Genomic DNA, 19,595 nt, shown 5'->3' with positions numbered 1-19,595 from the left:
GTGCAGCACGAGCAGCAAGAACCCACCCCGCCCCGAGCCGAGCAGCTCGACATCGTCAACCCGGCGACGGAGGAGGTGCTCACCACCGTCCCCGTCACCACCCCCGAGGAAGTCGACCGCGCGGTCGAACGCGCGCAAGCGGCCCAGGCCACCTGGGCCGCGCTGGCACCCGCCGACCGGGCCCGGCTGCTGCGCCGGTTCGCGTCCGCCGTCGACGGGCGCATCGAGGAACTCGGCGTCCTGGAGATGCGCGAGGCCGGACACCCGCTGGGCAACGCCTGCGGCGAGGCGGCCAACGTCCGCGACCTGCTCGACTACGCCGCGGGCGGGGTCGAGCGCCTGACGGGGCAGCAGATCCCGGTCGCGGGGGGCGTGAACCTCACCTTCGCGGAACCGCTCGGCGTGGTCGCCGTGATCGCCCCGTGGAACTTCCCGATGCCGATCGCCGCCTGGGGCAGCGCGCCCGCGCTGGCCGCGGGGAACGCGGTGCTCCTCAAACCCGCCGAGGACACCCCGCTGACCGCGCTGCGACTGGCCGAACTGGCGCGGGAGGCCGGGCTGCCCGAAGGGCTCTTCCAGGTGCTGCCGGGGGAGGGGGCCGTCACCGGCACGGCCCTGGTCGACCATCCGCGGGTGGCCAAGGTCGTCTTCACCGGCTCCACCGCCGTCGGCAAGAGCGTCATGGCCCGCTGCGCGCAGTCCGTGAAGCGCGTCACGCTCGAACTCGGCGGCAAGAGCCCCAACATCGTCTTCGCCGACGCCGACCTGGAGCGCGCCGCGGCCTCCGCACCAGGCTCCTTCCTCGACAACACCGGCCAGGACTGCTGCGCGCGCAGCCGCATCCTGGTCCAGCGCAGCGTGCACGACCGGTTCCTGGAGCTTTTGGAGCCCGCCGTGCAGGCCTTCCGGGCCGGCGATCCCGCCGACCGGGCCACCGCCATGGGCCCGCTCATCTCGGCCCGCCAGCGGGAGCGGGTGCGCGCATACGTCCCCGAGGAGACGCCCGCGCTCATCCGCGGCAGCGTCCCCGAAGGCCCCGGCTACTGGTACCCGGCCACCGTGCTGGCGCACGCCGAGGGGCAGCGCGCCGCGGTGGAGGAGGTCTTCGGACCCGTGGCGGTCGTCGTCCCCTTCGAGGACGAGGACGAGGCGGTGCGGCTGGCCAACGACACCGACTACGGGCTCTCCGGCTCGGTCTGGACCCGGGACAGCGCTCGCGCGCTGCGCGTCTCGCGCGGGGTCGCGGCCGGCAACCTGTCCGTCAACTCGCACAGCAGCGTGCGCTACTCCACCCCCTTCGGCGGCTACAAGCAGTCGGGACTCGGCCGGGAACTCGGGCCCGACGCGCTCGCCGCCTTCACCGAGACCAAGAACGTCTTCATCAGCACCGAGGAGAGCCAGTGAGCGCCACCGAGAACGAGACCGCCGTGTGCCGCCGCCTGGTCGGGCGTACGGCCGTGGTCACCGGCGCGGGCAGCGGCATCGGCCTCGCCACCGCCCGCCGCCTCGCCTCCGAGGGGGCGAACGTCGTCTGCGCCGACGTGGACGCCGAGCGCGGCGAGGCCGCGGCCCGGGAGGTCGGCGGCCGGTACGCCGCGGTGGACGTCACCGACCCCGACCAGGTCGAGGCGCTGTTCCGGACCGCGCACGAGACCTTCGGCTCGGTCGACATCGCCTTCAACAACGCGGGCATCTCCCCGCCCGACGACGACTCGATCCTGGAGACGGGGCTGGAGGCGTGGCAGCGCGTCCAGCACGTCAACCTCACCTCGGTCTACCTGTGCTGCAAGGCCGTGCTGCCGTACATGCGCGCCCAGGGGCGGGGCTCCATCATCAACACCGCCTCGTTCGTCGCGGTGATGGGCGCCGCCACCTCGCAGATCAGCTACACCGCCTCCAAGGGCGGGGTGCTGGCGATGTCCCGCGAACTGGGCGTCCAGTTCGCCCGCGAGGGCATCCGGGTGAACGCGCTGTGCCCCGGCCCGGTGAACACCCCACTGCTCAAGGAGCTGTTCGCCAAGGACCCGGAGCGGGCGCAGCGGCGGCTGGTGCACGTGCCGGCGGGCCGGTTCGCCGAGGCGGAGGAGATCGCCTCCGCGGTCGCCTTCCTCGCCAGCGACGACTCCTCGTTCGTGAACGCGGCGGAGTTCCTGGTCGACGGCGGCATCGCGGGCGCCTACGTCACCCCGCAGTAGCGGCCGGCTCCGGCACCGCCCGCAGCGCCGGCGCGGGAGACGCGGCGCGGCGGGCGGGCCGGAGCAGCGCGCGCCCGTCATCGATGTAGCGTGCACAGAGTCACTGTCGACAGCCCAGGAGGGGCGCCACATGCGCAGCAGATCCGTCCTGACCGGCCTCATCGCGGCCGCGGCCCTCGCCGCCACCCTCTCGCCCGTCCCGGCGCAGGCAGCAGCCGGGCACGGCGGCGGCCGCCACTGCCCCCAGCTCTCCACCGAACTCCCCTGGCACGGCGCCAACCGCGCCAAGCTGCAGCGCACCATCGACGAACGCGGCACCTGCTCGGGGCACCTGCGCGGCAGCCGCCGTCCGGTCGCCGCGTTCGACTGGGACAACACCATCGTCAAGAACGACTCGACGGACGCCACCATCGCCTGGGCCCTGCGGCACGACAAGATCCTGCGCCCCGAGCGCTGGTCCGACACCAGCACGTGGCTGACCCCCGCCGCCGACCGGGCGCTCACCGAGGCGTGCGGCACCGACGTGCCGGTGGGGCACCCGCTGCCCACTTCGACCGACGACGCATGCGCCGACGAGATCCTGCAGGTGCGCGGCGAGGCCGAGACGATGGCCGGCGAGGAGGCGTTCGCCGGGAAGTGGAACCACCGGCGCACCGTTCCCCAGTACGCCTGGGTGCCGCAGCTCTTCGCGGGCCACACCGTGCCGGAGCTGCGCTCCTACGCCAGGGCCGCGCGCGACGAGGCCCTGGCCGCCCCCGTCGGCAGCACGCAGCGGGTGGGCACCCACACCGTGCCGGCCTACAGCCGCTACTACGAGCAGCAGCAGGACTTGGTCCGCACGCTGAAGAAGGCCGGCTTCGAGGTCTACATCGTCTCGGCGGGCTCCGAGCCGGTGGCCGAGGAGTGGGCGCGCGGAGTCGGCATCGACCGCCGGCACACCTTCGCCATCCGCAGTGTGGTCGAGCACGGCCGGATCACCACCTGGACCGAGGGCTGCGGCGGCATGCCCCCCAGCAAGGGGGAGATGATCCCCTACATCGAGGGCAAGCGGTGCGTGATCAACCAGGAGATCTTCGGTATCCACGGGCCCCGGGCCTGGCAGAAGCAGGACCGGCGGCACCGGATCGCGATCGGCGGCGGTGACGCGGACACCGACGTCACCTTCGTCGGCGACGCGACGGGCACCCACCTGGTGCTCAACCGCAACAAGCCGGAGATCATGTGCCGCGGCTACGACGACGCCGACGGGCGCTGGGCGGTGAACCCGATGTTCATCGAACCGCTGCCCCGCAAGCGGGAGCCCTACCCGTGCTCCACCGAGGGCTTCACGCGTCCCGACGGCTCGCTCGGTCCGGTGCGCAGGAACGACGGTTCGATCATCCCGGACCAGCTCGACACCGCCCACGGCGCCGCGTAGGGCACCGGGGGGTGCGGGTACGCGGACCCGCACCCCCCCCCGGGGGCGCCCGGCGGCCTCGTACGCCTGTGCCCTAGGGTGCGGGCGTGAGCATGACGACCCCGCCCGGCTGGTACCCCGATCCCGGGCATACGCCCCCGCTTCCGCCGCAGCAGCGCTGGTGGGACGGCACCACCTGGACCCAGCACACCCGGCCCGCCGCGGGCGCCGCCGCCGGACCCGGCGGCGGGAAGGCCGGGCGCGGTCCGCTCATCGCGGGCATCGTCGGCGCGGTCGTGCTGGTCGCCGCCCTCGCCGTGGGCGGGGTGCTGGTGGCGGGCGGTTCGGACGACGAGGAGCCCAAGGCGGCCGCCAGTTCCTCCCCGTCGCCGGAGTCCACCGGCCCGGAGGGCGAGGACGACCCGCCCGGCGACCGCGGCGACCGGGAGTCCCCGGCGCCGGAGAGCTCACCCGGTGACGTCGTACCCGAACCCGGGCTCGGCGTCGGGCTGACCGTCCCGGAGGGATGGGAGCGGCCCGACCCCGAATCCGGCTTCGTCGCGCACCGGGCCGCCTACCGCTGCCCCGGGGAGGAGACGAACTGTGTGCGCGGCGGCGCGAAGCTGCTGCCCGTCTCCAGCGGCTGGGAGGGCGAGAAGGCGCTGAAGGGGGCCGCCGAGCTCCAGGTGGCCGAGAACGCGAAGCAGTCGTACTCCAAGAAGGCGTACGGCGGCATCACCGACCACAAGGTCGTCGAGTCCGGCGCGGTCACGGTCGCCGGCCAGCCCGGGTACCGAGTGCGTTGGCGGGTGGAGAACAAGCTGGAGCCGGACGCCTACGTCGAGGCCGTGGTCTTCCGCTCACCGCACGTCAAGGGCGGGCTCCTCGCCCTGTGGAGCAGTGTCGACATCGCGTCCGAGGCGCCTCCCGCCTCCGATCTGGACGAGCTGCGCAAGGGCGTGGTCCGCACCGGGCTGGGCGAGGGCGCCGACGACGGCAACCGTGAGGCCGTCTGACGGCGGGACCCGGGCGACCGTCCGGTGCCGGGCCCCTGCCGCCGTTCCTCCCTCACAGGAACGTCATGCCCTCGCCCCGGTAGGTGGGCACCGCGTCCGTCACCCGGTCGCCCTCCACCAGGTGCAGCGTCGCGAACCGCTCGCACAGCTCACCGGCCTTGGCGTGCCGGAACCACACCTTGTCCCCGATCAGCAGGTCGTCGGCGGGCGGACCCAGCAGCGGAGTCTGCACCTCGCCGGGCCCTTCCTGCGGGTCGTAGCGCAGCCCGGCCGGCAGGTACACCTCGGGCAGCCGGTCGCGCCCGGCGACACCGGAGGCGGGATAGCCGCCACCGAGCACGGTGACCACGCCCACCCCCGGCCTGCGCACCACCGGCATGGCGAACAGGGCGGCAGGATGAGCGGTGAAGGAGGTGAAGTTGTCGAACAACCGCGGCACGTACAGTCCCGAGCCGGCCGCGATCTCCGTCACCGCCTCCTCGGCGGCGGTGTGCTGCACGCTGCCCGTACCGCCGCCGTTGACGAACTCCAGGTCCGGTGCCACCGCGCGGACCGCCCGTACCGCCGCCGAGCGGCGTGCCGCCAGCTCGCGGCGGGCCGTGCGCTGCATCAGCCGCACCGCGCGGGAGCGCAGCGCGGCACCGGGCACCGCGTCGCCGACGCCCGCCACATGCCCCTCGTACGCCATCAGGCCGACCAGCCGGAAGCCGGGGCGCCGCTGCACGGTGCGCGCGAGGTCGGCCAGCTCGGCGGGGGAGTGCAGCGGGGAGCGGCGCGCCCCGACCCGGATCCGGCCGCCCAGCAGCCGCAGCGAGGTGTCCAGTTCGAGGCAGACCCGGATCGGCTCGGTGCCGCCGTCCCGTGCCGCGTCGATCAGGGCGAGCTGCGCGGGGTCGTCCACCATCACGGTCACCGCGGCGGCCAGCTTCGGGTCCGAGGCCAGCTCCGCGTAACCGGCGCGGTCGGCCGACGGGTAGGCCAGCAGCACGTCCTCGACGCCCGATCTGGCCAGCCACAGCGACTCGGCGAGGGTGTAGCCCATCACCCCGCGGAACCCGTCCTTGACCAGCACCCGTTCCAACAGGGCGCGACAGCGGACCGACTTGCTGGCCACGCGCAGCGGCTTGCCGCCGGCCCGCCGTACGAGATCGTCCGCGTTGGCGTCGAACGCCGCCAGGTCGACGAGCGCGAGAGGCGCGTCGAGATGGGCGGTCGCACGGTCGTACCGGGCGCGGTCGGCGGCGGGAGCGGCAGTCGTATCGAACACTCTCGCAGCTTGCCAGAGGCGCCCGCGCCCGCACAGCCCCGGAGCGCCGCAACACCCCGGCAGCCCCGTCGCGTCGGGTGCGTCAGCACAGCTCGGCCGGGTTGCCGTCCCTCCCGGTGCGCACCGTAGAGTGACGCCGCACGCTGCGACGGTACGCACGCGGCGAACTGTTCAACGCCGCCACGACGAACACGCACGCGCGAACCGGCGTTCGTGCGGGGCGGTATCGCACGGAGGGGGGCGCCGCACATGAGCACCGACGCCGACCGCGCTGCCGTCCCCGACCCTCCCGCCGCTCCGCCCCGACCCGCGGCTCCGCCGCAACCGGGCGTCCCGCCGCCCCCGGCCGCTCCGCCGCGTCCCGCCGCTCCGCCCGCCGCTGCCGTTCCGTCGGCCGCGGCCGGTGCCGCCGCGGGGCCGCGGAGCGCTCCTGCCCAGCCGCCGCCCGGCCCGGGCCGCGGTCCGGGTACCGGGACCGGGAGGGGGGCCGGGACCGGGACGGGGCCGCAGCGCACCGGCGCCTCCGTGCCGCCCCGGCGGCCCGCCGCACCGGCCGACCCGCCCCCCATGCCGCCGCCCGCGCCGAGGGGGCCCGCCAGGCTGCGCCCGATGCTGACCGCCGCGCCCTTCGGACACTCCCCGCTGACGGTGCGTTCCCTCGTCGTCGCCGTCTGCCTCGTGCTCGGCGTCGGACTGCTGGGCGGAGCGGCCGCAGGGACGCTGCTGTCCGGGGACGAGGCGGGACGGCACTCGGTGGCCGCCGGGTTCGACGGGGCCCGCGCCGCCTGGCACGAGATCCCGGTGGACGACCTGTTCCCGCGCACCCTGGACGGGAAGGGCGCCGGACCCGGCGGCGCCGACCGCCGCTGGACCCGCGTCGCGGTGGCCCCCGACAGCGGCTGCGCGCACGCCTTCGACCCGCTGCTGGCCAAGGCGCTCACCCCGGTCGGCTGCGCCCGGCTGGTGCGGGCCACCTACGCCGACGAGACCTCCAGCAGCGTCACCACGGTCGGGCTGATGTTCACCAAGGCCGACCCGGCCGCCATGCGGGACCTGCGGCAGCGGTTCGCCGCCCAGAACCTCGGCCGGCGCACCGATCTGATGCCTCGTCCGTACGCCGCCCGCGGCACGGTCGCCGCCGACTTCGGTGACGCGCAGCGCGCCAGCTGGACGGTGCACGTGCTCCGCGACGCGCCTGTCGTGGTCTATTCCGTCTCTGGCTTCGCCGACGGCCGCGTCGTCACCGACCCGCAGTCGGCGAACGACGCCACCCGCAAGGCCGAGACCTCGGCCGCGGCGCAGGCCGGACTCGGCCACGAGGCCCAGGGCATCGCCGACCGGATCGAGCGCCGGCTGCGCGAGGCCACCGTCCGGCGGGAGTCCGGCGACGCCGACACGGCGGCGAAGGGCGCCCGGGTCACCGAGGACCGGGGCCGGGCCGGTGAGGAGTCCGCCGACGGCCACGGCGGCGGGGACGCGAGCGCCGAGGACGGGAGCCGATGAAGCCTCTGCTGCGTACGCTGCTGCCCCTGCTCTGCGCCGTGCTGGCGCTCGGCCCGCTCACCGCGGGAACGGCGCACGCGCGGGGTGCCGGCCTCCAGGAGAAGGAGTGGGCGCTGGACGCGCTGCACGCCCGGGAGGCGTGGAAGACCACCAAGGGCCGCGGTGTCACCGTCGCCGTGCTGGACACCGGCGTCGACGCCGACCACCCCGACCTGCACCGCAACGTCCGCTCCGGCAAGGACATGGTCGGCATGGGCGCCGGGAAGGGCGACCGCGCCTGGGCCCGGCACGGCACCGCCATGGCCGGCATCATCGCCGGGCACGGCCATGGCGAGGACGGCGAGGACGGGGTGCTGGGCATCGCGCCCGAGGCCCGCATCCTGCCGGTCCGGGTGCTGCTGGAGGAGAAGGACCCGCAGCGCGCCGAGGCCCGCGACCGGCGCAAGACCGCGCTGGCCGACGGCATCCGCTGGGCCGCCGACCACGGCGCCGACGTCATCAACCTCTCGCTCGGGGACGACAGCGACTCCGCGCATCCCGACGCCCGCGAGGACGCCGCCGTCCGCTACGCGCTGCGCAAGGGCGCCGTTGTCGTCGCCTCGGCCGGCAACGGAGGGGAGGACGGCGACCACATCTCCTACCCCGCCGCCTACCCCGGCGTGATCGCCGTGGCCGCGGTCGACCGCAACGGCGCGCGGGCCTCCTTCTCCACCCGCCGCTGGTACGCCACCGTGGCCGCGCCGGGCCAGGACATCCTCATCGCCGACCCCGACCGCAGCTACTACCAGGGCTGGGGGACCAGCGCCGCCGCGGCCTTCACCTCCGGCGCCGTCGCGCTGGTGCGGGCCGCCCACCCCGAGCTGAGCCCGGCGCAGATCAAGGAGCTGATCTCGGACACCGCCGGGCACACCCCGGAGGGCGGGCGCAGCGACGCGGTCGGCACCGGGCTGGTGGACCCGGCGGCGGCCATCGAGGTGGGCTCCCACATCGAGCCGCGCGCCCAGCGGCCGTCCGTGGGTTCGTACCGCAAGCAGTACTTCGGCTCCGCGCGGGCCGGGGACCAGGGCGGACCCGGCTGGTTCGCGATCCTGGCGGGCGCGGCGGGGGCCGTGCTGATCGGCACCGCCGTCGCCGTGCACCGCGGGTTCACTCCCCGGAAGCCGGCCCGGCTGCTCCGCCGCTCCGCGGGGCCGGTCGCCGGCCCGCCCGGTCCGTGAGCCCCCGCACCGCGTCGCGGGCGGCCCGCTCCACAGCGGTGACGCCCTCCTGCCGGGTGGGGTGCCCGTCCGAGAGCACCGCCAGCAGCCAGGGGCGGCCCGCCGCGGTCACCCGCCCCACGCTGCTGATCACCCACAGGCCGGTCGCCGTGCGCGGCAGCCAGCCGTTCTTCACCTCGCCCTGCGGTACCCCGGGCGCCCCGGCACCGGGATCGGCGGCCGCGGTGACACCCCAGCGCTGTTCCGGGATCACGCGGCTCATCAGGTGCCGCACCCACCGCCGCGCCCACGGCGCGAGCACCTCCCGCCGCGGCCCGCGCCCGTGCACGGCGCGCAGCAGCGTGAGCTGATCCGCGGCCGTGGTGGTGCTCAGCCCCCAGCGCCCGTCCGGAGCCGCGCGGGTGCGGGTCGTTCCCAGCAGCCGTCCGGCCGCGGTGACGCCCGCGGCGCCTCCGGCGGCCTGCCACAGCGCGTTCGCGGCGGCGTTGTCGCTGCGCTCGATCATCGCTGCGGCCCACGCCCGCTCCTGGGCCGTCACCTCCCGCGCCCGGTCTCCGAGAGCCCCCTGCACCCGCAGCGCCAGCGCCGCGAGGATGTGCACCTTCATCACGCTCGCCGCGACGAACACCTCGTCCGCGCCGCGCGCCACCGCCTCCTGCGGGCACTCCAGCGGCTGCGCGGCCAGGGACAGCCGCGCCGGGGGAGCCGGCTCGGGAAGCCGCGCCGCGTCCGGCTGCGGCACCTTCCGCTCGGCTTCCGGCGGGCGTGCCCCCGCGTGCGCGCCGCCCGCCGTCCCTCCTCGCGCGTTCATCCCGCCGACGCTACCGGTGCCCGCCCCCTCCCGCAGCTCAGCGGTTCCGGCACCCGATACGCTCGGTGCGTGGCGCTCAAGAACATTCCCGCATCGGCCTTCTCCCGTGACGACGGCACCGCCGATGCGGCGCTCGCCGAGGCGCTCGCCGCATGGGAGGCCGAGGGCCGGGCACCGGGGGCCGAGCCCCGGATCCTGGAGGCGCTGCGCGAGGCGCGGCTCCTGGTCCCCGTCGTCGCCGTCCTGACCGAGGCCGAGACCGGCGAGGACGGGCTGCGCCGCGACAAGACCAGCGAGATGGCCGTCCCCACGCTGAACGCGCCCGGCGGGCGGCGGGCGCTGCCCGCGTTCACCTCCACCGAGGCGCTGTCCCGCTGGCGGCCCGACGCGCGCCCGGTGGCCGTACCGCTGGGGCAGGCGCTCCAGGCGGTCGCCCATGAGCAGGCGGACACGCTGCTCCTCGACCTGGCCGGTCCGGTGCCCTACGAGCTGACCGGGGCGGCGTTGCACGCGCTGGCCGAGGGGCGGGTCCACACGTCGGTCTCCGCCGACCCCGCCGTCGCCGGGGCGCTGCGTGCGGTGCTGGCGGCCGAGCCCGCGGTGCTCGGCGCCCATCTGGCGCCCGGGAGGGCCGACGGCTCCGGGGACGCCGTGCTCGCCCTCGCCCCGGCGCCCGGTGCCGAGCTCCAGTCCCTCGCCCAGCGGGTGGCCGGTGCGCTGGCGGCCGACGAGACGCTGCGCGCCCGGCTGACCCGGGGTCTCGACCTGGCGTTCCTGCCGCCGGGCAGCCCGCTGCCCGAGGCGGCTTTCTACCGCGCCGACCGGACCCGCGCCGACCGGAGCGGGCCGGCGGACGGCGCCGGTCCCGCCGACCCGGCCTGACGGGCGGGTCCGGCGCCGTCCGGGCGGGGGCCGGCCGGGCCGCCTCGACGTGCGAGCCGGGCGGCCGCGTCGGACACTCAGGAGGAATGCCGGGAATGTCCGACCCCCGGCCGTCTCCGACGACCCCCACGGGAGGTCGACATGCAGGTCAAGTCGCTCCAGGCCAGTCCGGAACAGCTCAGAGACCTGGAAGACAAGCCACAGCCGATCGCCGCGGAGTTCCTGGGCACTCTGCTGCTGGTGTTCTTCGGCGTCGGCGCCGCCGTGCTGGCGGCCGAGTACGTCGGCTCGCTGGGCATCGCGCTCACGTTCGGCTTCGTGATGCTGGCCATGGCGTACGCCATCGGCCCGATCTCCGGCTCCCACCTCAACCCCGCGGTGACGCTGGGGATGTTCCTGGCCGGACGGCTGGATCTGGAGCTGGCGGTCAAGTACTGGGTCTCGCAGCTGGTCGGCGGGATCGCCGGCGCCGCGCTGCTGTTCCTGGTCGCCAAGCAGGTGCCGGGCCTGGAGACGAGCGGAAGCTTCGGCAGCAACGGCTTCGGCGACCGCTCGGCGGTGCACATCAACACCGGCGGCGCCTTCGTCGCAGAGGTGGTGCTGACGTTCCTGTTCGTCTACACCGTGCTCGCGGTCACCCACAAGGTGGCGGTGGTCGGCTTCGACGGGCTGCCCATCGGTATCGCGCTGGCCGTCGTCCACCTGGTCGGCATCCCGCTGACCGGCACGTCGGTGAACCCGGCCCGGAGCCTGGGGCCCGCCCTCTTCGCCGGTGGAGCGGCCCTGACCCAGCTGTGGATGTTCATCGTCGCACCGCTGGTGGGCGGGGCCGTGGCGGCTTACGTACACGTGGTCACGCACCCGCAGCCCAACCGCCGGCCGCGCCGCGAGGCGAGGGTCGACTGAGATGCGCAGGGTCTCGGACGGCCTCGCGCGGCAGCGGTCCCGCCGCTCAGCCGTGCACGGGCCCGGTGTACTTCTCGCCGGGACCCTGCCCCGGCTCGTCCGGGACGGCGGACGCCTCGCGGAAGGCGAGCTGGAGCGACTTGAGGCCGTCGCGCAGCGGCGCGGCGTGGTACGAGCCGATCTCGGTGGCGCTCGCGGTGACGAGCCCGGCCAGCGCCTGGATCAGCTTCCGCGCCTCGTCCAGGTCCTTGTGCTGCGCGCCCTCCTCGGCCAGGCCGAGGTTGACGGCGGCGGAGCTCATCAGATGCACCGCCACGGTGGTGATCACCTCGACGGCCGGTACGTCCGCGATGTCGCGGGTCAGGTTGTCGAAGTCGGGAGTCTGACCGGAGGGCTCCCCGGCGGCTGCGGCGTCACTCATGCGGATCACCCTAAGCCCCCGCCGCTCCCGTATTGTCGTACGGTCCGCGCGGCCCGCCGCCGCACCGGCGGCGGGGCCCCGGCCCCGGCGCGACAGCCGCGAAGGCCGACGGCACTTGCCGCGTCGCGGCGGGTGCCGGGCGGCGTTCCCGGCCCCCTGCTGCTATGCTGGGAAATCGACCGGCTGAAGTCCGTCCCCGCCGCCAGCGACAGGGACCGCCTCCAGCCCGCAAGTGGAGGCTCCGCTCTCCCACCTGGTGGCCCCTCGGGCCGCGGGTCAAAGGTCAGGCTGCGCCCCGCGGTTTCCGCGGCGGTGCTCCCGGTCTGTGAGGAGCCCCGCCTGTGACCCGTCCGGGGCGTTTTTCGCGTCCGCGTGCGGTGGTCACCAACTGATTACAGACTCATGCGCGGCCGTCCGCCAGACGCTCGCGCGGTGTACCCGAGGAGGCCCCATCAGCGCCGAGCCCCGCATCAACGACCGCATTCGCGTCCCCGAGGTGCGACTCGTCGGTCCCAGCGGCGAGCAGGTCGGCATCGTGCCGCTTGCCAAGGCCCTGGAGCTCGCCCAGGAGTACGACCTCGATCTGGTCGAGGTCGCGGCGAACGCCCGTCCGCCGGTGTGCAAGCTCATGGACTACGGCAAGTTCAAGTACGAGTCGGCCATGAAGGCCCGTGAAGCGCGCAAGAACCAGGCGCACACGGTCATCAAGGAGATGAAGCTCCGGCCGAAGATCGACCCGCACGACTACGACACCAAAAAGGGTCACGTCGTCCGGTTCCTCAAGCAGGGTGACAAGGTCAAGATCACGATCATGTTCCGCGGTCGTGAGCAGTCCCGCCCCGAGCTGGGCTTCCGACTGCTGCAGCGGCTCGCGGACGACGTGGCGGACCTGGGCTTCGTGGAGTCCAACCCGAAGCAGGACGGCCGCAACATGATCATGGTTCTCGGTCCGCACAAGAAGAAGACCGAGGCGATGGCCGAGGCCCGCGAGGCGCAGGCCGCCCGCAAGGCGGAGCGCCAGCAGGGGGCCGCACCCGCTGAGGAGTCCGCCGAGGAGCCTGCCGAGGCGTGAGCACTCCCGGGGCACCCGCCCTGGAACCCGAAACGAACGAACGGCGCTTCCGCCTGCCCGCCGGGCACCGGGAGCGTCCCGACGAGGAGTGAAACGGCGACATGCCGAAGAACAAGACGCACAGTGGTGCCCGCAAGCGCTTCAAGGTCACCGGCTCCGGCAAGGTGATGCGCCAGCGCGCCGGCCGCCGCCACCTTCTCGAGCACAAGCCGTCCACGCTGACGCGCCGCCTTGCCGGCAAGACCGAAGCGGCCCCGGCCGACGCCAAGAAGATCAAGAAGCTTCTCGGCAAGTAAGTCCCCGCACGACCGGGACCCCATCGACTCGGGCCGGGCAGTGAAGCCCCTTCCCGGACCCGCCAACAAGGAGTAATCACGTGGCACGCGTCAAGCGGGCGGTCAACGCTCAGAAGAAGCGCCGGGCGATCCTGGACCAGGCCAGCGGCTACCGCGGCCAGCGGTCGCGCCTGTACCGCAAGGCGAAGGAGCAGGTCACCCACTCCTACGTCTACAACTACAACGACCGCAAGAAGCGCAAGGGCGACTTCCGTCAGCTGTGGATCCAGCGGATCAACGCCGCTGCCCGCGCCAACGGCATCACCTACAACCGCTTCATCCAGGGTCTGAAGGCCGCCTCCGTCGAGGTCGACCGCAAGATGCTGGCCGACCTCGCCGTCAACGACGCCGCGGCCTTCACCGCGCTGGTCGAGGTCGCGCAGAAGGCGCTGCCGAGCGACGTCAACGCGCCGAAGGCCGCCTGAACCTCCGGCTGACGCCTTCGACCCGACACCTTCGGCCCTGTCGCCGCACCCTCGCCGCCGTGGCTCCGCCGCGGCGGCGAGAACTGTGTGCGGCGGCGGATGCTGCCCGCCCCTCTCCGAAAGTGAGCGAGCACCCTCCATGCCCCCCGAGTTGACCTCGCTGCGGTCGCCCCGCGTCGTCACCGCCCGCAAGCTCGGCAGACGGAGCTTCCGTGGCAAGGAGCGGCGGTTCCTGGCCGAGGGGCCGCAGGCGGTGCGGGAGGCGCTGGAGCACCTGGTCGAGGTCTACGCGACGCCGGAGGCCGCCGACCGGCACGCGGACCTGCTGGACGCGGTCCGGGCGGCCCGTGTCCCGGTGCTCACCGCCTCGGACGAGGTGGTCGCGGAGATGTCCGACACCGTCACCCCGCAGGGCGTCGTGGGACTCTGCCGCTTCGTCGACCGGCCCTTCGCCGAGATCGTGGCGGCCCGCCCCCGGCTGGTCGCGGTCCTCGCGCATGTGCGCGACCCCGGCAACGCGGGCACCGTGCTGCGCTGCGCGGACGCCGCCGGGGCCGACGCGGTGGTGCTGACCGACGCCTCGGTGGACCTGTACAACCCCAAGGCGGTGCGCTCCTCGGCCGGTTCGCTCTTCCACCTGCCCGTCGCCGTCGGCGTCCCCGTCGAGGAGGCGGCCCGGGCGCTGTCCGGGGCCGGGGTGCGGGTGGTGGCCGCCGACGGCGCCGGTGAGCGGGACCTGGACGAGGAGCTCGACGCCGGTGCGATGGCCGGCCCCACCGCCTGGGTGTTCGGCAACGAGGCGTGGGGGCTGCCGGAGGCGACGCGGGCGCTGGCGGACGCCGTGGTGCGGGTGCCGCTGCACGGCCGCGCCGAGAGCCTCAACCTTGCGACGGCCGCCGCCGTCTGCCTCTACGCCTCGGCGCGCGCCCAGCGGGCCCGCTGAGATGCCCCCGTGCCCGCTGAGGTGCCACGCGGTCACCCAGAGCTAGTAGGGTGTCGCCCCCGGGCGCCGGGTACCGAGGGCGCCGGAGGAGGGGCGGAACGGCATGGACGTGCAGCCCGACGACCTGCCTGACGGACTCGTGGTCGCCGACGGCGCCGGGCGCGTCGTCTGCTTCAACGCCGCGGCGGCCCGCATCACCGGGCGGTCCCGGGAGGAGGCGCTGGGCAGTCCGCTGCACACCGCGCTCCCGCTGGAGGACCTGGACGGGCGCCGCTGGTGGCGGCTGACCGACCCGTACGGCGGGCTCGCGATCCGCAGCGCGCAGCCCGAGCGGAACCTGCTGCTGCCCGGCGGCCACGAGGTGCTGGTCGCGGCGCGCTATGTACGGGACCGCCCGCGCGGGCCGGTCGAGCGGGTCGTCGTCACGCTGCGCGGCACCGAGGCCAGACGGCGCACCGAGCGCAGCCACGCGGAGCTGATCGCCACCGTCGCGCACGAGTTGCGCTCGCCGCTCACCTCCGTCAAGGGATTCACCGCGACGCTGCTGGCCAAGTGGGAGCGCTTCACCGACGACCAGAAGCGGCTGATGCTGGAGACCGTCAACGCGGACGCCAACCGCGTCACACGGCTCATCGCCGAGCTGCTGGACATCTCCCGCATCGACTCCGGTCGGCTGGAGGTGCGCCGCCAGCGGCTCGACCTGCCGGCCGTGGTGCGGCGGCACGTGGAGGCCCACATCGCCGCGGGCGAGCCCGCCTCCCGCTTCCGCACGCGGATCGCCGACTCGCTCCCCGACCTGTGGGCCGACCCCGACAAGATCGAGCAGGTGCTCGCCAACCTGCTGGAAAACGCGGTGCGGCACGGCGAGGGAACTGTCACCATCGAGGTGCGCCCCGCGTCGTCCCCGCGGGAGCCCGGCGCCGCCGGGACGGCCGTCACGGTCAGCGACGAGGGGCCAGGTATCCCGGAGGAGTCCATGAGCCGTGTGTTCACCCGCTTCTGGCGCGGCAGCAGGCGCGGCGGTACGGGCCTGGGCCTCTACATCGTCAAGGGCATCGTGGAGGCGCACGGCGGCGTCATCACCGTCGAACGGGCGCAGGGCGCCGACCACGCCGAGGCGGCCTCGCGGCCCCGGGCCGGTGCGGGAGCCGAGGACGCGGGCGCGAGCGGGGCCCGGTTCCGATTTATCCTGCCCGTGGGCGCCCCGGCCTTCCTGGCCTGAGACCGAGCTGCACCGGCGCGCACGGGCCGACTCCGCAACCAGGCACCGCAGGCCCGGCGGCCTCCGCGTGTCCGCCACCGGGCGGCCCCCCTTAGACTCGGGCCCCGGCACAGTCACCGGGCACGGCGGGGCGCAGCCACCAATCGGAAACACGGGAAGAGATGTCGGCACCCAACAAGTCGTACGACCCAGTCGAGGTCGAGGCACTGAAACCGGAAGCGATCGACCGGGCCAGGGACGAGGCGCTCGACGCCGTCGCCGCCGCCGGGGATCTGGAGGCGCTGCGCGAGGTCAAGGCGGCGCACGCGGGGGACCGCTCCCCGCTGGCGCTGGCCAACCGCGAGATCGGCGCGCTGCCGCCGCAGGCGAAGGCGGAAGCGGGCAAGCGGGTCGGACAGGCCCGCGGGGCCGTCAGCAAGGCCCTCAAGGCCCGGCAGGAGGAGCTGGAGCGCGAGCGCGACGAGCGCGTGCTGGTCGAGGAGGCCGTGGATGTCACGCTGCCCCACGACCGCCGCCCGGCCGGCGCCCGGCACCCGCTGACCACGCTGTCCGAGCGGATCGAGGACGTCTTCGTGGCGATGGGCTACGAGGTCGCCGAGGGGCCCGAGGTCGAGGCCGAGTGGTTCAACTTCGACGCGCTCAACCTGGACCCCGACCATCCGGCCCGCACCATGCAGGACACCTTCTTCGTGCGGGGTCCGGGCGGCGCCGAGGACTCCGGCGTGGTGCTGCGCACCCACACCTCCCCGGTGCAGATCCGCTCGCTGCTGGAGCGCGAACTGCCCGTCTACGTCATCTGCCCCGGCCGGGTCTACCGCACCGACGAGCTGGACGCCACGCACACCCCCGTCTTCGGCCAGGTCGAGTTGCTGGCCGTCGACGAGGGGCTGACCATGGCCGACCTGAAGGGCACCCTCGACCACATGGTCTCGGCGCTGTTCGGGGAGGGACTGGGCACCCGGCTGCGGCCTTCCTACTTCCCCTTCACCGAGCCCTCCGCCGAGATGGACATGGTGTGCTTCGTGTGCCGGGGCACCTCCGTGGGCGACCCGGACAACCCCTGCCGTACGTGCAGCAGCGAGGGCTGGATCGAGCTGGGCGGCTGCGGCATGGTCAACCCGCGGGTGCTGACGGCCTGCGGTGTCGACCCGGAGCGCTACAGCGGGTTCGCCTTCGGGTTCGGCATCGAGCGGATGCTGATGTTCCGCCACAACGTCGAGGACATGCGAGACATGGTGGAGGGTGATGTGCGCTTCACCCTGCCGTTCGGGATGGAGATCTGATGCGGGCGCCGCTTTCGTGGCTGCGGGAGTACGTCGACCTGCCGGCCTCCGAGACCGGCCGGGACGTTGCGGCCAGGCTGATCGCGGCCGGGCTCGAGGTCGAGACGGTGGAGCGGACCGGCGCCGGGCTCAAGGGCCCGCTGGTGGTGGGCCGGGTGCTGGCCGTCGAGGAGCTGTCCGGGTTCAAGAAGCCCATCCGCTACTGCCAGGTGGACGTGGGCGCGGCGAACGGCACCGGGGAGCCGCAGAACCTCATCTGCGGGGCCACCAACTTCGCCGTCGGCGACAAGGTCGTCGTCGTGCTGCCGGGCGCCGTGCTGCCCGGCGGGTTCGAGATCAGCGCGCGGAAGACCTACGGACACGTCTCGGAGGGCATGATCTGCTCCGAGCGGGAGCTGGGCCTGGGCGAGGACCACGGCGGGATCCTGGTGCTGCCGCCGGAGCACGAGGCCGGCACCGACGCGATCGAGCTGCTCGAACTCGTGGACGAGGTCCTCGACATCGCGGTGACGCCCGACCGCGGCTACTGCCTCTCGCTCCGCGGCCTGGCCCGGGAGACGGCGACCGCCTACGGGCTGCCGCTGCGCGACCCGGCACTGCTGGACGTGCCCCCGCCGACCGCGGACGGCTACCCGGTGCGGGTCGCCGACCCGCTGGGCTGCGACCGGTTCACCGCGCGCACCGTCTCCGGGCTGCGGCCCGGGGCCCGGTCCCCGATCTGGCTGCAGCGCAGGCTGCAGAAGGCCGGGATGCGCCCGGTCTCGCTGCCCGTCGACATCACCAACTACGTGATGCTGGAACTGGGCCAGCCGTTGCACGCCTACGACCGCTCCCGTGTCCAGGGCGCCATCGGGGTGCGCCGCGCGGAGAGCGGCGAGAAGCTGATCACCCTCGACGGGGTCAAGCGCACGCTCGACGCCGGCGACCTGGTCATCACCGACGACCGCGGGCCCATCGGCCTGGCCGGCGTGATGGGCGGCGCCGACACCGAGATCGCCGACGCGGCCGCCGGTCCGGACGGTGCCACCGCCGGTACGACGGACGTGGTGATCGAGGCCGCGCACTTCGACCCGGTCTCCGTCGCCCGCAGCGCACGACGCCACAAGCTCTCCTCGGAGGCGTCGCGCCGCTTCGAGCGCGGCGTCGACCCGCAGGCGGCTGCAGCCGCGGCGCAGCGCACCGTCGACCTGCTCAAGCTCCTCGCGGGCGGCACGGCCGACCCGGGCGTCACCGAGATCACCACTCCCTCGGGGCCGCGTACGGTCCGGATGGCCGCCGACCACCCCGACCGCGTCGCGGGCGTCGCCTACGGCCGCGAGACGGTCGTGCGCCGCCTCCAGCAGGTCGGCTGCGACGTCTACGGGAACACCGCGCCGTCCGGCTCCCCGGGCGCGCCGGACGAGCTGACTGTCACCGTGCCGTCCTGGCGGCCCGACCTGACGGACCCGAACAATCTGGCCGAAGAGGTCGCCCGGCTGGAGGGCTACGAGAACCTGCCCGCCACGCTGCCCAGGCCGCTGCCGGGCCGCGGGCTGACCGAGCGCCAGCGGCTGCACCGCCGCGTCGGCCGCGCGCTGGCGGGCGCGGGCTATGTGGAGGCGCCGTCGTACCCGTTCGTCGGGGTTGCGGCCTTCGACGCGCTGGGCCTGGAGGCGGGTGACCCGCGCAGGCGCACCGTGCAGCTCGTCAATCCGCTCTCGGACGAGGAGCCCGGGCTGCGGACCACGCTGCTGCCCGGCCTGCTGGCCTCGCTGCGCCGCAACGACGGGCGCGGCAGCCACGACCTGGCGCTGTTCGAGACGGGCCTGGTCTTCCTGCCCACCGGCACCGGCGCCGCGGCCGGACGGCCCCCGGTCACCCGGCGGCCCACCCGGGAGGAGCTGGACGCGCTGGACGCCGCGCTGCCGGAGCAGCCCCGGCACGTGGCCGCCGTCCTGGCCGGCTCCCGGGAGCGCGCCGGATGGTGGGGCGCGGGCCGTCCCGCCACCTGGGCCGACGCCGTCGAGGCGGCGCGCACCGTCGCCGTCGAGGCGGGCGTGCGGCTCACCGTGGAGAGCGCCGCCTACGCGCCCTGGCACCCGGGGCGCTGTGCCGCGCTGTACGTGCTGCTGGACGGCGCGCAGGTACTGGCCGGGCACGCAGGGGAGCTGCATCCGCGGGTGCTGAAGGCGCTGGGCCTGCCGGAGCGCACCTGCGCCATGGAGCTGGACCTCGACCTGGTCGAGCGGGCCGGCGGCGGCCCGGTGCGGGCTCCGCACGTGTCCACGTTCCCGGTGGCCACGCAGGACGTGGCCCTGGTCGTGGACGCGGCCGTCCCGGCCGCCGCGGTGGAGAGCGCGCTGCGGGCCGGTGCCGGGGAGCTGCTGGAGTCGCTGCGGCTGTTCGACGTCTTCACCGGCGAGCAGCTGGGTGCGGGCCGCAAGTCGCTGGCCTACGCGCTGCGCTTCCGGGCTCCGGACCGCACGCTCAAGGCCGAGGAGGCGTCCGCCGCGCGCGATGCGGCCGTCGCCGAGGCGGTCGAGCGCACGGGCGCGGTGCTGCGGGGCGCCTGACCGAGTCTCGACCCGGCGTTCGAGGGGACATCCGTCACCGGCGGATGTCCCCTCATCTTTTCGGGTGAGAAGCCCGGACGATCTTCTGATGGACGGTCGGCGGCGGTTACGGGTGACGGCGTGGCAGCAGCGAACTCATCATCCCGTCC

18 protein-coding genes are annotated in these 19,595 nt (G+C 74.7%); 15 read left to right on the top strand and 3 right to left on the bottom strand.

Going from position 1 to position 19,595, the window contains the following annotated elements; translation table 11 throughout:
• From ACFYMO_RS19645 to ACFYMO_RS19630, 4 genes are all read left to right on the top strand, one after another.
• Entirely contained in the window at positions 1-1,404 is a 1,404-nt protein-coding gene (locus tag ACFYMO_RS19645) for an aldehyde dehydrogenase family protein (protein WP_366774377.1), read from the top strand.
• The gene (locus tag ACFYMO_RS19640; RefSeq protein ID WP_388547668.1) at positions 1,401-2,195 is read left to right on the top strand and encodes a 3-oxoacyl-ACP reductase; all 795 of its coding nucleotides are present in this window, start codon (positions 1,401-1,403) and stop codon (positions 2,193-2,195) included. Before ACFYMO_RS19645 ends, ACFYMO_RS19640 begins: the two co-directional genes overlap by 4 nt.
• A 130-nt stretch (positions 2,196-2,325) precedes the next feature.
• A complete protein-coding gene (locus ACFYMO_RS19635) occupies positions 2,326-3,612 on the top strand; it encodes an HAD family hydrolase (protein ID WP_366774375.1) in 1,287 nt (428 codons plus the stop codon).
• Between the two features lie 92 nt (positions 3,613-3,704).
• Entirely contained in the window at positions 3,705-4,607 is a 903-nt protein-coding gene (locus tag ACFYMO_RS19630; RefSeq protein ID WP_388547748.1) for a DUF2510 domain-containing protein, read from the top strand.
• Positions 4,608-4,659: 52 nt separating this feature from the next.
• On the opposite strand, the gene ACFYMO_RS19625 is transcribed toward ACFYMO_RS19630, so the two are convergent.
• Entirely contained in the window at positions 4,660-5,874 is a 1,215-nt protein-coding gene (locus ACFYMO_RS19625) for an amino acid deaminase/aldolase (protein WP_388547665.1), read from the bottom strand.
• A 609-nt stretch (positions 5,875-6,483) separates the two neighbouring features.
• On the opposite strand from ACFYMO_RS19625, the gene ACFYMO_RS19620 reads away from it, so the two are divergent.
• Together ACFYMO_RS19620 and mycP are read left to right on the top strand one after the other, a co-directional pair.
• Positions 6,484-7,377 carry a hypothetical protein gene (locus ACFYMO_RS19620; RefSeq protein WP_366774373.1) on the top strand — a complete coding sequence of 298 codons (894 nt, stop codon included), beginning with the start codon at positions 6,484-6,486 and terminating at the stop codon, positions 7,375-7,377.
• Positions 7,374-8,594 carry a type VII secretion-associated serine protease mycosin gene (mycP, locus tag ACFYMO_RS19615; RefSeq protein WP_366774372.1) on the top strand — a complete coding sequence of 407 codons (1,221 nt, stop codon included), beginning with the start codon at positions 7,374-7,376 and terminating at the stop codon, positions 8,592-8,594. The genes ACFYMO_RS19620 and mycP overlap by 4 nt, the downstream gene beginning before the upstream one ends.
• On the opposite strand, the gene ACFYMO_RS19610 is transcribed toward mycP, so the two are convergent.
• Positions 8,524-9,405 (bottom strand): serine hydrolase, encoded by an 882-nt coding sequence (locus ACFYMO_RS19610; protein WP_366774371.1) that lies wholly within the window; start codon positions 9,403-9,405, stop codon positions 8,524-8,526. The two genes, mycP and ACFYMO_RS19610, sit on opposite strands and share 71 nt — an antisense overlap.
• Positions 9,406-9,474: 69 nt before the next feature.
• Between ACFYMO_RS19610 and ACFYMO_RS19605 the strand changes: the two genes are divergently transcribed.
• Positions 9,475-10,287, top strand: a complete 813-nt coding sequence (locus tag ACFYMO_RS19605) for an SseB family protein (RefSeq protein ID WP_366774370.1) — start codon at positions 9,475-9,477, stop codon at positions 10,285-10,287.
• Between the two features lie 141 nt (positions 10,288-10,428).
• Entirely contained in the window at positions 10,429-11,193 is a 765-nt protein-coding gene (locus ACFYMO_RS19600) for an MIP family channel protein (RefSeq protein ID WP_366774369.1), read from the top strand.
• Between the two features lie 46 nt (positions 11,194-11,239).
• Here the strand turns inward: ACFYMO_RS19600 and ACFYMO_RS19595 are convergent, their stop codons facing one another.
• The gene (locus ACFYMO_RS19595; RefSeq protein WP_276474372.1) at positions 11,240-11,614 is read right to left on the bottom strand and encodes a DUF1844 domain-containing protein; all 375 of its coding nucleotides are present in this window, start codon (positions 11,612-11,614) and stop codon (positions 11,240-11,242) included.
• 391 nt (positions 11,615-12,005) lie between these two features.
• Here ACFYMO_RS19595 and infC point away from each other — a divergent pair, with 391 nt between their 5' ends.
• The 7 genes from infC to pheT all read left to right on the top strand — a co-directional run bounded on the left by infC (position 12,006) and on the right by pheT (position 19,446).
• Complete coding sequence (gene infC / locus ACFYMO_RS19590) at positions 12,006-12,686, top strand: translation initiation factor IF-3 (protein WP_388547745.1); 681 nt, start codon at positions 12,006-12,008, stop codon at positions 12,684-12,686.
• Between the two features lie 101 nt (positions 12,687-12,787).
• Positions 12,788-12,982, top strand: coding sequence for a 50S ribosomal protein L35 (rpmI, locus tag ACFYMO_RS19585; RefSeq protein ID WP_019360090.1), 195 nt, complete (start codon positions 12,788-12,790; stop codon positions 12,980-12,982).
• A gap of 80 nt (positions 12,983-13,062) precedes the next feature.
• Positions 13,063-13,446, top strand: a complete 384-nt coding sequence (gene rplT / locus ACFYMO_RS19580) for a 50S ribosomal protein L20 (RefSeq protein ID WP_019360089.1) — start codon at positions 13,063-13,065, stop codon at positions 13,444-13,446.
• Positions 13,447-13,585: 139 nt separating this feature from the next.
• On the top strand, positions 13,586-14,389 hold the full coding sequence (locus ACFYMO_RS19575) for an RNA methyltransferase (protein WP_366774368.1): 804 nt from the start codon (positions 13,586-13,588) through the stop codon (positions 14,387-14,389).
• Between the two features lie 103 nt (positions 14,390-14,492).
• Positions 14,493-15,611 carry an ATP-binding protein gene (locus ACFYMO_RS19570; protein WP_366774367.1) on the top strand — a complete coding sequence of 373 codons (1,119 nt, stop codon included), beginning with the start codon at positions 14,493-14,495 and terminating at the stop codon, positions 15,609-15,611.
• A gap of 161 nt (positions 15,612-15,772) precedes the next feature.
• The gene (gene pheS, locus ACFYMO_RS19565; protein WP_360303280.1) at positions 15,773-16,894 is read left to right on the top strand and encodes a phenylalanine--tRNA ligase subunit alpha; all 1,122 of its coding nucleotides are present in this window, start codon (positions 15,773-15,775) and stop codon (positions 16,892-16,894) included.
• Positions 16,894-19,446, top strand: coding sequence for a phenylalanine--tRNA ligase subunit beta (gene pheT, locus ACFYMO_RS19560; protein WP_388547654.1), 2,553 nt, complete (start codon positions 16,894-16,896; stop codon positions 19,444-19,446). Before pheS ends, pheT begins: the two co-directional genes overlap by 1 nt.
• Positions 19,447-19,595: the final 149 nt, after the last annotated feature.

The sequence above is a fragment of the Streptomyces sp. NPDC007025 genome (assembly GCF_042869455.1).
In the GTDB taxonomy this organism is placed as follows: domain Bacteria; phylum Actinomycetota; class Actinomycetes; order Streptomycetales; family Streptomycetaceae; genus Streptomyces.
The sequence above is the reverse complement of the archived record's forward strand: the minus strand, read 5'-3'. Positions and strand labels throughout refer to the sequence as shown.

What these genes read in the sequence shown, in the direction of transcription:
- ACFYMO_RS19635 (WP_366774375.1), top strand. Translation starts at nt 2,326, where the DNA reads ATGCGCAGCAGATCCGTCCTGACCGGCCTCATCGCGGCCGCGGCCCTC.
- ACFYMO_RS19630 (WP_388547748.1), top strand. Translation starts at nt 3,705, where the DNA reads ATGACGACCCCGCCCGGCTGGTACCCCGATCCCGGGCATACGCCCCCG.
- ACFYMO_RS19620 (WP_366774373.1), top strand. Translation starts at nt 6,484, where the DNA reads ATGCTGACCGCCGCGCCCTTCGGACACTCCCCGCTGACGGTGCGTTCC.
- mycP (WP_366774372.1), top strand. Translation starts at nt 7,374, where the DNA reads ATGAAGCCTCTGCTGCGTACGCTGCTGCCCCTGCTCTGCGCCGTGCTG.
- ACFYMO_RS19610 (WP_366774371.1), bottom strand. Translation starts at nt 9,405, where the DNA reads ATGAACGCGCGAGGAGGGACGGCGGGCGGCGCGCACGCGGGGGCACGC.
- ACFYMO_RS19600 (WP_366774369.1), top strand. Translation starts at nt 10,429, where the DNA reads ATGCAGGTCAAGTCGCTCCAGGCCAGTCCGGAACAGCTCAGAGACCTG.
- ACFYMO_RS19595 (WP_276474372.1), bottom strand. Translation starts at nt 11,614, where the DNA reads ATGAGTGACGCCGCAGCCGCCGGGGAGCCCTCCGGTCAGACTCCCGAC.
- rpmI (WP_019360090.1), top strand. Translation starts at nt 12,788, where the DNA reads ATGCCGAAGAACAAGACGCACAGTGGTGCCCGCAAGCGCTTCAAGGTC.
- ACFYMO_RS19575 (WP_366774368.1), top strand. Translation starts at nt 13,586, where the DNA reads ATGCCCCCCGAGTTGACCTCGCTGCGGTCGCCCCGCGTCGTCACCGCC.
- ACFYMO_RS19570 (WP_366774367.1), top strand. Translation starts at nt 14,493, where the DNA reads ATGGACGTGCAGCCCGACGACCTGCCTGACGGACTCGTGGTCGCCGAC.
- pheS (WP_360303280.1), top strand. Translation starts at nt 15,773, where the DNA reads ATGTCGGCACCCAACAAGTCGTACGACCCAGTCGAGGTCGAGGCACTG.
- pheT (WP_388547654.1), top strand. Translation starts at nt 16,894, where the DNA reads ATGCGGGCGCCGCTTTCGTGGCTGCGGGAGTACGTCGACCTGCCGGCC.